Annotated in this window: 11 protein-coding genes, 1 tRNA gene and 1 pseudogene; 7 read left to right on the top strand and 6 right to left on the bottom strand. The window is 50.2% G+C overall.

From position 1 onward, the window contains the following. Positions 1-15 precede the first annotated feature (15 nt). From GN111_RS23665 to GN111_RS23655, 3 genes and pseudogenes are all read left to right on the top strand, one after another. A complete protein-coding gene (locus tag GN111_RS23665) occupies positions 16-1,992 on the top strand; it encodes a bifunctional serine/threonine-protein kinase/formylglycine-generating enzyme family protein (protein WP_155306125.1) in 1,977 nt (658 codons plus the stop codon). A 65-nt stretch (positions 1,993-2,057) separates the two neighbouring features. Then, a pseudogene (locus tag GN111_RS34485) lies at positions 2,058-2,333 on the top strand (metallophosphoesterase family protein); the annotation flags it as partial. A gap of 1,230 nt (positions 2,334-3,563) precedes the next feature. After that, positions 3,564-4,517 carry a tyrosine-type recombinase/integrase gene (locus GN111_RS23655; protein WP_155306124.1) on the top strand — a complete coding sequence of 318 codons (954 nt, stop codon included), beginning with the start codon at positions 3,564-3,566 and terminating at the stop codon, positions 4,515-4,517. A gap of 53 nt (positions 4,518-4,570) precedes the next feature. Here the strand turns inward: GN111_RS23655 and GN111_RS23650 are convergent, their stop codons facing one another. Both GN111_RS23650 and GN111_RS23645 read right to left on the bottom strand, forming a co-directional pair. Next, positions 4,571-4,846, bottom strand: a complete 276-nt coding sequence (locus tag GN111_RS23650; protein WP_155306123.1) for an HU family DNA-binding protein — start codon at positions 4,844-4,846, stop codon at positions 4,571-4,573. Positions 4,847-4,905: 59 nt separating this feature from the next. Continuing rightward, on the bottom strand, positions 4,906-5,475 hold the full coding sequence (locus GN111_RS23645; protein WP_155306122.1) for a helix-turn-helix domain-containing protein: 570 nt from the start codon (positions 5,473-5,475) through the stop codon (positions 4,906-4,908). 678 nt (positions 5,476-6,153) lie between these two features. Here GN111_RS23645 and GN111_RS23640 point away from each other — a divergent pair. Further along, the gene (locus tag GN111_RS23640) at positions 6,154-7,257 is read left to right on the top strand and encodes a tyrosine-type recombinase/integrase (RefSeq protein ID WP_155306121.1); all 1,104 of its coding nucleotides are present in this window, start codon (positions 6,154-6,156) and stop codon (positions 7,255-7,257) included. A 314-nt stretch (positions 7,258-7,571) separates the two neighbouring features. Here GN111_RS23640 and GN111_RS23635 read toward each other — a convergent pair. The 4 genes from GN111_RS23635 to GN111_RS23620 all read right to left on the bottom strand — a co-directional run bounded on the left by GN111_RS23635 (position 7,572) and on the right by GN111_RS23620 (position 10,059). Beyond that, positions 7,572-7,647: transfer RNA gene (locus GN111_RS23635), tRNA-Glu, on the bottom strand. A 388-nt stretch (positions 7,648-8,035) separates the two neighbouring features. Beyond that, a complete protein-coding gene (locus tag GN111_RS23630; protein ID WP_155306120.1) occupies positions 8,036-8,254 on the bottom strand; it encodes a PLD nuclease N-terminal domain-containing protein in 219 nt (72 codons plus the stop codon). Between the two features lie 6 nt (positions 8,255-8,260). Continuing rightward, positions 8,261-9,163: a lytic murein transglycosylase gene (locus GN111_RS23625; protein WP_155306119.1), complete on the bottom strand. Its 903-nt coding sequence runs from the start codon at positions 9,161-9,163 to the stop codon at positions 8,261-8,263. Between the two features lie 107 nt (positions 9,164-9,270). After that, on the bottom strand, positions 9,271-10,059 hold the full coding sequence (locus GN111_RS23620) for a histidinol-phosphatase (protein ID WP_155306118.1): 789 nt from the start codon (positions 10,057-10,059) through the stop codon (positions 9,271-9,273). Positions 10,060-10,087: 28 nt separating this feature from the next. Between GN111_RS23620 and radA the strand changes: the two genes are divergently transcribed. From radA to GN111_RS23605, 3 genes are all read left to right on the top strand, one after another. After that, positions 10,088-11,452, top strand: coding sequence for a DNA repair protein RadA (radA, locus tag GN111_RS23615; RefSeq protein ID WP_155306117.1), 1,365 nt, complete (start codon positions 10,088-10,090; stop codon positions 11,450-11,452). Positions 11,453-11,556: 104 nt separating this feature from the next. After that, entirely contained in the window at positions 11,557-12,159 is a 603-nt protein-coding gene (locus GN111_RS23610; RefSeq protein WP_155306116.1) for an RlmE family RNA methyltransferase, read from the top strand. Between the two features lie 122 nt (positions 12,160-12,281). Beyond that, positions 12,282-13,025, top strand: a complete 744-nt coding sequence (locus GN111_RS23605) for a YebC/PmpR family DNA-binding transcriptional regulator (RefSeq protein ID WP_155306115.1) — start codon at positions 12,282-12,284, stop codon at positions 13,023-13,025. The last annotated feature ends 101 nt before the right edge of the window (positions 13,026-13,126 follow it).

Genomic DNA, 13,126 nt, shown 5'->3' with positions numbered 1-13,126 from the left:
ACGAGAATTAATCCAATGGTGCAAACGGCTAAAAATATGACGACATCCTGCAACAATACGTTGAAGGTAGGCGACGTACTAAACCAAAAATGGGTTATCCTTGAGTTTATCGATAAAGGCGGCATGGGCGAGGTTTATCGAGCCCATCAGACTAATCTTAATCGTGATGTCGCCATCAAGGTCATTTCAAGGGAGTGGCTTGATTCGATTGACGAAGGAGATGAAGAGGCTGGGACCTTAGTTCAACGGTTTAAGCGCGAAGTGCAATCCATGGCGCAAATCCGTAATCCAAACGTTTTGCAGGTTTTTGATCACGATTCCATTTCGATAAATAAGTGCGGTGTGGATACACCGGTTGAATATATTGCCATGGAGTATATACCGGGCGGATCTTTACGCGCAACTATGTCTGAGGAGGGTTTTTATCCTGAAACCGATACCCTCAAGGACTGGATTGAGGAATTTTTTTTGCCGGTCCTATCAGGTGTCGAAGCCTTGCATAGTATTGGAATTATACATCGTGATCTAAAGCCAGAAAATATTTTAATGGATAACCGAACTCCGAAGATAGCAGATTTTGGACTGTCTCGATCACACAGGTTAAAACCGATAACCCAATCCATAGATGTGAAAGGCTCGCCTCACTATATGTCCCCTGAACATTTTTTTGACTTTAAAAGAGCGGATCAAAGAGCCGACGTCTATTCTCTTGGGAAGATATTGTTTGAAACTGTTGATGGTAAAATAACGACGGGAACCACCCCGTTTAAAAGTGTCAACCTTTCTGAAGCGGAATCGCCTTTTTTTAAGCGGCTGGATCGTATTATTTCTGAATCTACTGAGGAAAACCGTTTAAAAAGAACCAAGTCTGTAAGGGATCTGCATGATCAGCTTATTGAACTAATACGTGATGAAAATGTTGCCCAACAAACTCAGAGTGCCGAAAAACAACAAAACGGCAAGTCTTTTTCCAATCCCAAGTGGATTTGGGCAGGCATTATTACAGCAACCCTTTCAGTAATTCTAATGACCCTCTGGCACCTGCTTGGCGAACCAAACCTGCCTCCGGGCAATCTACAACATGAAAAGGTTGTTCAATCTACAAACAGTCGCAATGGGCTCACAGCAAATCCTGCGAACAATTCTGAAATAACGGAACACGTCGGGAAACAACGCCTGATACCTGAAGGCAGGCTGGCATTGCCGACAACATTAGAAACGGTCTCGGGACAGTCGGTTGAGATAGTTTCTTTTTACATGGATGAATTTCTGGTAACCAATCAACAGTTTGTTGATTTTCTGAACCATAATTTGTCAAGAATCAACCTGGAAAACGGAGTTGTAAAAGGTGATGGTGCGAACTGGTATCTTCTTGGCGAAGTGCATGAAGGCTATGAGCCGATTGTATACGGAAGAAAAGAATTTCATGTGAGTGACCCTGCCTATGCTTCGAGTCCGGCGCTGCGTGTGACTGGATATGGCGCATCTGCTTTTGCCAGTTTTTTTGACAGACGATTGCCGACCGAAGTGGAGTGGCTATATGCGGCTACAAAGGGGGCCACCATCCAGCCAGCTGAATTGAAAGGCACCACTAACAATTCTGATTCGACGAACATGAAAGGTATGATGAACAGCATGATGGGAAGTGATTGGTCCGAGAAAAATATAAGCATGGATCAAGACGGTCAACTCGAAAATAACAACTCAAAAACCGAAATCCACACTTCGAAAGAACCCCCGTCAGCGGCATTCTTTAAACAAAATAAATTCGACCTCCGTGCCCTAAACAAGGGAATCGGAGAATGGGGACTTCGAACTTTATCCAGTATCTCGAAAGACAAACTACAAGATAATCTTTTTGTCGTCATGGGAACCTTAGAGCAACATAACAATGGCAATAACTCCCCTCCACCAATTTTATCTCGATTCCCTTGGGAAGGTTTTGAAGAGGTAGGATTCAGAACTGTTAAAAGCGATTCAACCGAAAAATAAATTATATGAGGCGGTGCCTGATGAGAATAGCGGTGATGTCAGATATTCATTGAAATCTTGAAGCTTTCGAGGAGGTTTTAAGGGATATTGATCATTCTGAAATAGACCGCATTGTTAACTTGGGAGATAGCATTGGATATGGTCCTGAACCAGAAGAGGTTCTAAATCTGATCGAAAAACGAAACATCATTAATATCCTTGGAAACCATGAACAGGCAATATTGGAAAAAACCTACCGGCAGAGTTTCATGCGAGGTGCTGTAAGCTTATGGCCTGCTTCATTGGAGTATCCGATTCATAATACACGGTTGTCCGAGCTCCATATGCTGCTATCTCTGTAGTTATTAATATTTTTCTATGTTTCATATATCCAAACATTATCTTGGAAGATTCCAATATTCGTGACACCTGCTGCAGATTAATTCGGCGAGCACGGTACAGCAAACAATTCTTAGCCTTCAGCCCCTCCTTTTTTTTGGATCTCCTGATACGGCTGTTGGCAGTAACTACCAACTACCAGGTGGTTATAACACTCCAGGTATTCCTGGACGTAATCCGGGACCTGTTATTCACCCCAGTGTGTCATTTTTTTTACTTGACTCTTTTCAGTTTTAATCTAAAATATAGGCACTTATTTGCTCAATGAAATCTCATTTCATTGTTCTCTCTGCCTCGGATCGGACATCAGGATGACAGGTTTTTAACCTGAACAATCCTACTTTTAGATCCAATCAATCTTTGTATGGATCGGTGCTCACGAATCGGCCACTCCCCGCACAACGGCTTAAGCCAAACATTGTGGGATAAAAGATCTGCAACGGCCAAGCCAGATAGTAGGTCTGTTCACCGGCGACGGTGATTTATCCATATCATCCAACCCATAAAAATATTTCATCAGTAAGACCCTCCCCCGATCTATTTCGTCCTCCCAATTCAGAATATGAACTTGGAAAAAATGGTTTTAGACTACATCATTGATGTCAACTACGGATTTCTTACAATGGCTGAGACGCCAGTCGCGAGTTGGACTGGTTCAGTTCTTGGGCCAACTAACCGGTTATAATCGTTTTTAAGAATTAATAATGGCAACGACAACGAATCAGTGCTGATACCATAGCGCTAATTTATTACAAACTATAAATAGACAGCGCGCCGGCCCGACCGTCTGTTTTTTAGGCAGGTCAAAAAAAACAGACGGTCGACTAAATGGTATTGCCGGCGAGTATGTGTCATCATCTAACAAATTGATATTTTGCCAATTATCACTAATCCCTTCCAATTGATATTTCCTGAAATCTCCAAATAAAAACAAATTAGCGACTGACAGGCTAAATTTTTATGACACACGGGGGGAAAAGAGAGGGAAATAAAGCCTGCCAACATCCTACCCTTTGTAACCGCTGATTTTCATCAGCGTTCAAATAAAGCGATTATCCTTACCCTTTATCCGTTCTGCGGAGCGCCGCCTGTGGCGATGACGGGTAAAATCGCATTAACCTAACCTTCCGATTAATTTGAAATTCAGATTAATCCATCGCTACATAAGTTTACCGAAGGGAGGTGGTTTGATTATGAGCAACTCAACCCGCACCGATACGTTGGTGATGCAGGCAATTCGCATTATCCAGAAAAGCAGATTTGGATCAGCCAAAACCCGTCATAATCACATTAAAGAAGCCCGTCGATTTGTCGATACGATCCGGGAGTTGGGCTATGGGGTCAAACGCTGGAAAAATATCACCAATAAACATGTTCAGGAAGCCGTAAATAAATGGAAAGAGGAAGGATTGCAGGTGGCCACCGTTAAAGAATATCTGTCCGGGGTGCGTACCGTTTGCCGGATGTACGGCAACGACCGTATCGCTCCGACTAACGACGTATTCGGTATCGAGAACCGCGTGTTCGTTGATAATCGGGATAAATCATTACCCCAGGAAGTGTTCCAACGGGTAGTCTCCGAACTGAAGGACAGCTCCAATACCGATGACCGAAGAATAGCCGCTCAGCTGCAATTGGAACGGTATTTGGGATTAAGGGCAGAAGAAGGATGTAAATTCAATGCCCACCAAGCTTTGATGGATGACAGGCGGGTATTTATCCAACACGGAACCAAAGGGGGACGGGAACGGATCATTCATGAAGTAACGGTCGAAGGTATGGCTGCGATCCAATATGCTCGGAAAATTTCAGGAAAAAATAATCTTATCCCCAATAACCAAAGCGAAAGGCAATGGATTCAGAAATATTATCGGATCATCCGCGGAAAAGGAATAAGTAAAAGAGCTTGTGGCGCATCCAGCCACGGTTGTCGCCATGCCTACGCCCAGGATCGTTATGAATCAATTACTGGATTCAAGGCACCGTGTAAATTTGAAACCAAAACAGAGTTTCGGCAAAACGCGAAAAATATAGCAGGACCAACATGGCGTGAACTCAACCAGGATGCCCGACAAATCATCAAAGCGGAATTGGGCCACGGTCCGGATCGAGACGATGTGGTCAGTCAATATTTAGGAGCGATATAGCACGGGATTAATCCAGATTCTAAAGCCCGGGGTCTTCGAGGCCTCGGGCTTTTTTATTGATCAACCCTTTCCTTCAATTCCTTGCTGCACTTGAAGAAAGGTAGCTTTTTCGGTTTGATTTTCACCTTCTGACCTGTTTTCGGGTTACGCCCCGTATACCCTTTGTACTTCTTAACAAAAAATGAACACAGTCCGCGTATTTCCACCCGCTCATCCCGGGACAAAGCATCGGCCACTATGTCAAAAAACGAATCCACAACAGCTTTGGCTTCATATTTGGAAACTTCAGCCTTTTGGCGAAGCTGCATAATCAACTCTTGCTTGTTCAATATATACTCGCTATTTTTTAATGTCTGATTATCAAAAATCTTGCCTTATAACCAATGTGTTACCGGTTTTTACTACGTTTTTCGATTCGCCTCTGGTGGACAACAGAGGCGCCACCGCATCCCAATAGAAAATCGATGGAACACCGCAATACATCGGCCAGCTTAACCATTACATCCGTCCTTGTGTGATGGCCGTTTTCGATACTTTCGATAAGATTAATGGGCAGTTCCGTCCGATTTGAAACCTCCGCGATGCTTAGCCCCATATCCTCGCGCCAATAGCGAACCCGCTTGCCCATTTCAGGGTCCGGAATCATGGGGATGTCATTATCTAGGGCAACCGGATATGTTCTTACAGCCTCTTTTACCATCATATCCGGAAGATCGGACGGTTGGTAAGATGCCTGGCCCCATAAAAAATAGTCCATCGGTTTGCGGGTGGCCACAGATACAGCTAATATGTAATTTAGAGAAGGGTTTTGCTTTGCGTTGGCACTATGAATATTGGATACGACATTGATTTTTACACCAACCTTTTCAGCCCATGCCGTTCTGGAATAGCCCTCCATTTCCTTTTCGATACGACGAAGAACTTTTTTAAAATTGATGTCGACGTTTATTTTTTTCATATTAACTGAATTTTTATCTTGACAAAAAATTCTTTATTTATGTATTTTTAAATTAAGACACCATTCAAACGCCTAACTCCCGCTGATTTTTCTGAACTGAAGCTCCTATAATCATTCGATTAAAATGATAAATCACTGACAAAGCCGAAGGTGGCAGCAACAGGAACCATGATTTAATATATAATGTAATTATTGTGCGCAACCCAATACACTATGTGACCTCAGAGACCAGATGCTTTTATGGATGCTCCCTATTGATGGGTTTAGTATTCAATTACATCAAGAACATTATGAAATCAAATAGGAATAGCTTTGAAGTCGGGCGGACGAACATTGAAGCCTTACGCCATTCAGGCTTCCCTTGGTGTGGATCCATCCGGTCATCCGGAATCTGACGGGCACCAAATAACCAGGCTCGTAGTAATGACCGAAATGTATTGCCCAAATTAAACTGTTTTCCATATGAATTGAATAACCACAACTTGGGAAACAAAAAAATGGATGTCCTCGACGAACTCGAACAGGAATTCGGCCGATCGCTAACCGCAAAAGAGCTTGCCCAGCTTTTGCGCGTCGATCCCCGTACGGTCAATCGGTACGCGAACAGGTGGGGAGGCATTGAGGTGTCACCCAATCGATATCGGTTTTTTGAAAAATCGATCAAAAGGGTATTTGAAAATGGCTACGATCATCGAGAAGCGGGGCAAGCGGCGCTTCCTAAGCCAGATCATGGTCAATGGCGTCAAAAGGGCCAAACTGTTTCCGGACACCAGCATGGCGTCCAAACGCGCCGCCATGCAGTGGGAACTCGAAACCAGAAAGCGTCTCGAACAGGAATCGATCGCCACAAGATGTTTGTCGATCATCGTATGGATCGATGAATATCTCGATGAGGTCCAAGCCCGCTATTCGCAAAAAACCTACGACGAAAAAAGAAAAGCCTTTTCCCGCTTCATAAAACATAGCGGTTATGCCATGGAAACTCCGGTTGAAGAAATTAAGCGGAATGCAGTCCGAGGATTTCTCCGGCACCTATCCAAAAAGATCAGCGGCCACGCGGCCAACAAGGCACGGAAGAATTTAGGCGCCGCCTGGCGCTGGGGGGAACGCAACATCGAGGGGTGGCCTTATATGCCCAATCTCTTTTTAACATGCGAGCGATTCAAGGAGAAAAAAACAGTGCGTTATGTTCCCCCTGAAGAAAATTTTTGGAAAGTGTACCACACTTGCGAAAGGCAGGATCAAGTGATGCTGCTGGCTTTTTTCCATCTCGGTGCGCGTCGGAACGAGCTGTTCAGTTTGAAATGGTCAGAGGTCGATTTTATTCGGGAACAGGTTTACTTGCAAACCCGCAAGCGAGACGGCGGTTTGGAGGGGGATTGGGTCCCCATGACCCAACAACTCTGCCAGGAACTGACGGCGTGGTCCGAAGAGCGAAAAGCGATAGCGGGGATTGACCAGGAACATGTATTCGTCTGTTTGTCAAAGACCGCGTTTTGCGACGATTATTTTGGGAAGCCATTTCAAAAACGGCAGCATTTCATGGAGAAGCACTGCAAGAAGGCCGGGGTAAAAACATTTGGGTTTCATTCGATCCGTCACCTGTTTGCATCCCGGCTGTGGCGGAGAAATGTTTACCTCGGCCATATCCAACAGCTTCTCCGGCATCAGAGCCCACGGACCACTGAGCGGTACCTCAAATCCCTCGGACTTGAGACCATCAGGAAATCGCTTCAAATGTCATTCAACCCATCCGGAGACGATGAACCTTCACTACATTGATGGTGTTTTTTATGTCCACAAATGGTGTCCAAAGGACAAATGGATGAGGTCAGTTGGGTTAAATGTTGAAAATGGCGCTAAAAGCAGGTTTCATCATGGATCCACGGTGGTATTGGTAATCGACATGTTTCAAGGTGGGTGGTCGAAGAACCGGTTAAAAGACATTCCAATTACTTGGGAAGGAGGATCAAAATGATGACCTCAGAACAAAGAAATCGCTCTCAAGAAATGAATTCTGAGAGCGATTTTATGTCCACAATTTATGTCCAGGAGTTAAGTTTTCATTTTCCAAATTATAACTCCTTGTTTTTATTTGGTGATCCCAGCGGGATTCGAACCCGCGTTACCGGCGTGAGAGGCCGGCGTCCTAAACCACTAGACGATGGGACCATATGGAAAAACAGAGGTTCAATATAGAATAGGCCACCTTTTGTCAATGATATTTAATGGTGTTCCGCAGAAATGCCGGTCATTCAGGCGTCTGTACCTTGCAGGGCGGATAAAACGGAGAAACCCATGGAGTCCCGTCTTCACGGGAATGACACCGATGTGCCGACTTAACTAGAGTAGGCGGTTGTCGAGCTTGCCGCAGATTCAGGGCAGCCGCCGCGGCGCTATAGTTGGCTAACGCCGAAGATACGGTGTGATCGGCGATCCCGGAGGGTTTCGCCTTTTGAGACGGAGAACTGAAAATAAACTGCTGAAATCATGCAGTTCGTCTATTTTTCGAAAAAGGCGAAACGCCTACTTTAGTTGTATCAACCGCACCCGTTGAGCCTCACTCTGCCGCAGCGTCGGCATCAGGGAGTCGGCCCTTGGTGCGGCCGATGAAGATGTAGACAAGGACGCCGATGAAGGGCACCAGGGCCACGATAAAGGCCCACAGGGCTTTCATCTCGATGGAACCGAAATCCTTGCGGGCGATGTCTAAAATCGCCACGCAGGTCAGCAGGAAGAATGCAACGCCGGTCAGCACAATGATCATGCCGGTGCTCATGGTGGATCAGCCTTTCAATTTGTCCGCGATGTCGAGGATGGTGTTCACGTAATACTTGCTGTGGTTGTAATGGTAAACCACCTTGAAGGCCTTCTCCCGCGAGATGCCCGGCTTCCAGCCGTAGTGCTTCAGGTAACTGGCGATGCTGGAAATGGCGTCGGCATGCACGAAAAGGTCTATCTTTCCGTCGGCGTCACCGTCCTGGGCGTACCGGCCGATGTTGCTGGGCATGAACTGGGAAATCCCCATGGCCCCGGCATAAGAGCCTCTGATGGTCGTGGGATCCATGCCCTGTTCTTCCGTGTAGGTCAAAAAGGCCTTGAGTTCCCGGTAAGCCCAACTGGACTTGCGGTCGGCCTTTTTTTCGAACTGTTGGCGCGACATGCGCCGGTCATTGTCGGGCAGGTTGTCCCAGATGACCTGGCGTGGATCATCGTCGGCCATGGCGGAGAGGGTGGCCAGGATGTTGATCACGGAGCTTTTTCCTGTATACGTGCCCAGTTTGGTCTCCACGAGGATAATGGCGGTAATGACTTCCTTGTCCACCCCGTAAGTCTTTTCGGCGGCATCCAGCCATTGCTGGTGCGCCTGCATGTATTTTTTTGCCGAATTGATATTCCATGTGCGGGTAAACTGCTTGTAGTTCAGCTTGGCCTCGTTGTGCATGAAATAGGCGCTGACCCCGCGCTTTGCAAAGGAGACCTCCGGGCTGCTGAATACGGCTTCCATGCGCTGGCTGTCGAAACCGTCGGCAACCAACCGCTTCACAAGGGGCTGAAATGGAGAGGAAGAATCTTCCGCTGCCGCCGGGATCGTCAAAACGGCGAGCACGGTCAGCAGGACAAGCAGGAATATCGGGCAATGGCGTTTGAATCGTTCCCGGGCAGGCCGCAGTCGATCGTCAAGCATGAAACAACGTCTCCTGTAAGCGGATGTGGATTGAAAGTTGAAAACCCTTGTACCCCGGCTGCCGCACCATCGAGTCCCATCGTTTCGGCCATTTGCTGCGGATCGCTTCAGATGGCCAGGGTTTCCCGCCGACGATGGCGAAATTCCGTCAGATGCCGATAGCCGGCGGCTTTGAGCAAATCCCGGGCGCGCTCGAAATCCCTACCCACCGTTTCGGGGGCGTGGGCGTCGGAGCCGAATGTCACGGGGATGCCCAGCCGGGCGCACTGGCCGAGCAGCTCCGGCGACGGAAAGGCTTCTTCAATCGGGCAGTGAAAGCCGCTGGTATTCAGTTCCACGACCCGGTCTTTTTGCCGGATCTTTTCCAGCACCCTCACAAAGCCTTCCATCGCGGGCGATGACGGACGAATGCCGTATTTTTTCGGCAGATCCATGTGACATACCACATCGAAGTAATCATAATCCAGCATAGATTCCAGGGTCGCCAGATAGGCCTGGTAAACCCAGTCGGAATCCAGTTCTCCACGGAACCACGCCGAGCGCCGGCTGACCACATCCTCGCCGTCCAGAAAATGCACGGAACCACCCACCACGTCCAGGTCCAGGGCGTCAACGGTTTCGATGCTGCGATCCACGTAACGGGGTGAAAAATCGACCTCCAGTCCTACGCGGACATCGATACGGTCCCGGTAAGTCCGGCGCAGCCGACGTGCCTCATCGACATACCCGGGCACCTGCCGGGGGTCCATGGCGTTGTGGCGTCCGGCCTTCTGGAAGGTCAGGTGGTCGAGAAAGCACAGGGTCTTTAATTTCTTTTCCACCGCGGCCTGGACGTATTCTTCCATGGTGCCTGTGGCGTGGTTGCAAAGGCTTGTATGGACGTGGTAATCAATCATTTTTAAAACATAAACACGATCACCACCTATGCCACGTAAAATCTCAAAAACTCTTTTCGTCTGCCAGGCCTGCGGCTACGAATCTCCCAAATGGATGGGCCGCTGCACCGAATGCGGCGCCTGGGACAGCTTTGCCGAAGAGGTTCGACGGCCGGCGAAGGCCGGCAAGCAAACCATGGCGGCCAAGGGCAACCGCCCGGTGCCCATCGACGCCGTCGAACTCGTCGACGAACAGCGCCAGTCAACCGGCATCGCCGAATTCGACAGGGTGCTGGGCGGCGGACTGGTTGACGGTACCCTGGTCCTCATCGGCGGCGACCCCGGCATCGGAAAGTCCACCCTGATGCTCCAGGCCCTGCACGGCATTGCCGACACCGGGCGCAAGGTCCTTTACGTGTCCGGAGAGGAATCGGTCCGCCAGCTTCGTCTGCGCAGCCGCCGCCTTAAGACCGTGTCGCCCAATCTGCTGGTGGTGTCGGAGATCGACATCGACGCCGTCATGACCATGGTGGAAAACGAAAAACCGGATGTGCTGGTGGTGGATTCGATCCAGACCGTGTTCAGTCCGGAAATCACCTCGGCCCCGGGCAGCGTCAGCCAGGTGCGCGAATCCACCATGCGGCTGATGCTCATGGCCAAACGCACGGGCATCCCCACCTTTCTGGTTGGCCACGTGACCAAGGAGGGCGCCATCGCCGGACCGCGGCTGCTGGAGCACATGGTCGACACGGTGCTCTACTTCGAGGGCGACCGAAACCACGTGTTTCGCATCCTGCGGGCGGTGAAAAACCGTTTCGGCTCCACCAACGAAATCGGCGTCTTCGAAATGAAGGAGATCGGACTGCAGCAGGTGGTCAATCCTTCGGCGGTCTTTTTGTCCGAACGGCCCGAAAACGCCGCCGGGTCCGTGGTCACCGCCAGCATGGAAGGCACCCGGCCCATCCTGGTAGAGCTGCAGGCCCTGGCGTCGAGCACCAGCCTGGGCACCCCCCGGCGAACCATCCTGGGTCTGGACCCCAACCGGGTGGCCCTGCTGGTGGCCGTAATGGAAAAACAACTGGGCATGCACCTGATGGGACACGACATCTTCATGAACGTGGCCGGCGGGGTGAAGATTATGGAGCCTGCCGTGGACATGGGCATCGTGTCGGCCATCGCCTCCAGTTTTTTGGACAGGCCCATCCGCAAGGACACCCTGGTGATCGGCGAAGTCGGCCTGGCCGGCGAGGTACGCGCCGTGGGCAATGTGGACATCCGAATCTCCGAAGCCCGGAAAATGGGCTTTACCCGCATCGTGGGCCCGGCCGGCAGCCTGGCGCGGCTGCGCCAATCCGACCCGGTAACCCTGGAAGGCGTGGAAACGGTTGGTGCGGCGGTCGAACTGCTGTTCTGAATCCCGACGGGACCAAAACCCCGTTCATGCCAACACGTTCATAATATTGACGATTGCCCTTCATCCGGACGCGGTTGGTCTTGACTTGAACAGGGCGAAAAGATATGAAGCAAACCAGTCGCAAGAAGAATACCTGGGCGGATCACTACACCCGTCAGGCCAAAAAAGAAAATTTCGCGGCCCGCTCGGTCTACAAGCTTCAGGAGATCCAGAAAAAGTACAGCATCCTCAGCCGGGGCGCGCGCGTCCTGGATCTGGGCTGCGCACCGGGATCGTGGCTGCAGTTCGCCGCCCGGCAGGTCGGCCCAGGGGGCCTGGTGGTCGGCATCGACCTGACGCCGGTCACCATCCAATTGCCGGAAACCGTGACCGTAATTACCGGCGATGTGGCCAACCTGGAGGGACACCTGGCCGAACTGGGACAGGCCCGTTTCGATGCGGTCCTCAGCGACATGGCGCCGGCCACGACAGGCAACCGGCACGTGGATCAGGCCCGCTCCCTGGGTTTGTGCGAAATGGCCCTTTATATCGCCGAAAATCACCTGGTGCCCGGCGGCCATTTCGTATGCAAGATTTTTCAGAGCGGGGACACCAAGACATTTACCGAGGCGGTCAAAAGCCGCTTTCAGCGACAGAACGCGCTACGCCCCAAAAGCACGCGCAAGACAAGCCGGGAAGTATTTATCATCGGCCTGCAAAAGCGGTGAGAACCGAGATCTCCCGCTGGACAAAATACGGGACAATAAAAAGACTTGCGAATACCGAAAAATAAGGCGGTTCGCAGATATCGGGCTTTTTAGAAAGCCTTCGCGACGAAGAGGAGAAACACATGTCCGGACATAGCAAATGGTCAACCATCAAACACAAGAAAGGCGCCCAGGACGCCAAGCGCGGGAAGATTTTCACCAAACTGATCAAGGAAATCACCGTGGCCGCCCGCACCGGCGGCGGCGACATTGACGCCAATCCACGCCTGCGGACCGCCGTGGCCGCGGCCAAGGCGGAAAACATGCCCAAAGACAACATCGAGCGGGCCATCAAAAAAGGCACGGGCGAGTTGGACGGGGTCAACTACGAGGAGAGTTCCTACGAGGGCTACGGCCCTGGCGGCGCCGCCATCCTGGTGGAATCGTTGACCGACAACAAGAACCGCGCCGTGGCCGAAATCCGCCACATCTTCAACAAATACGGCGGCAACATGGGGGAGAACGGCTGCGTGGCCTGGATGTTCGACAAAAAAGGCTACTTCAATGTGGACAAGGCCGCCGTGGACGAAGAGAAACTCATGGAGATCGCCCTGGAAGCCGGGGCCGAGGATGTGCGCGAGGAAGACGACAGTTTCGAAGTCATTACCGCACCGGAGGATTTCGACGCGGTCAAGGAGGCTTTGGAAGGTGCCGAGATCCCCTTCAGCGACGCCGAGGTAACCATGCTGCCGCAGAACATGAGCCCCCTGGAAGGCAAGGATGCCGAACGCATGCTCAAGCTCATGGATGCCATGGACGACTGCGACGACGTCCAGAAAGTCTACACCAACGCGGACATTCCCGAAGATATGGTGGATGCCGCGTAAACCCCATAGTTGCAATGTTGGGGTAAATCGGGCCATCCGATCGAAGAACAAAAAAGCCGGCTCCCGCACTTGCGCGGATGCCGGCTTTTTTTATGATCTTG

The sequence above is a fragment of the Desulfosarcina widdelii genome (assembly GCF_009688965.1).
Taxonomy (GTDB): Bacteria; Desulfobacterota; Desulfobacteria; order Desulfobacterales; family Desulfosarcinaceae; genus Desulfosarcina; species Desulfosarcina widdelii.
This window is presented reverse-complemented; position numbering and strand designations above follow the sequence as displayed.

Coding starts and splice junctions, on each gene's coding strand:
- radA (WP_155306117.1), top strand. CDS start 10,088: ATGCCACGTAAAATCTCAAAAACTCTTTTCGTCTGCCAGGCCTGCGGC.
- GN111_RS23655 (WP_155306124.1), top strand. CDS start 3,564: ATGAGCAACTCAACCCGCACCGATACGTTGGTGATGCAGGCAATTCGC.
- GN111_RS23620 (WP_155306118.1), bottom strand. CDS start 10,059: ATGATTGATTACCACGTCCATACAAGCCTTTGCAACCACGCCACAGGC.
- GN111_RS23640 (WP_155306121.1), top strand. CDS start 6,154: ATGGCTACGATCATCGAGAAGCGGGGCAAGCGGCGCTTCCTAAGCCAG.
- GN111_RS23605 (WP_155306115.1), top strand. CDS start 12,282: ATGTCCGGACATAGCAAATGGTCAACCATCAAACACAAGAAAGGCGCC.
- GN111_RS23625 (WP_155306119.1), bottom strand. CDS start 9,163: ATGCTTGACGATCGACTGCGGCCTGCCCGGGAACGATTCAAACGCCAT.
- GN111_RS23665 (WP_155306125.1), top strand. CDS start 16: ATGGTGCAAACGGCTAAAAATATGACGACATCCTGCAACAATACGTTG.
- GN111_RS23610 (WP_155306116.1), top strand. CDS start 11,557: ATGAAGCAAACCAGTCGCAAGAAGAATACCTGGGCGGATCACTACACC.
- GN111_RS23630 (WP_155306120.1), bottom strand. CDS start 8,254: ATGAGCACCGGCATGATCATTGTGCTGACCGGCGTTGCATTCTTCCTG.
- GN111_RS23645 (WP_155306122.1), bottom strand. CDS start 5,475: ATGAAAAAAATAAACGTCGACATCAATTTTAAAAAAGTTCTTCGTCGT.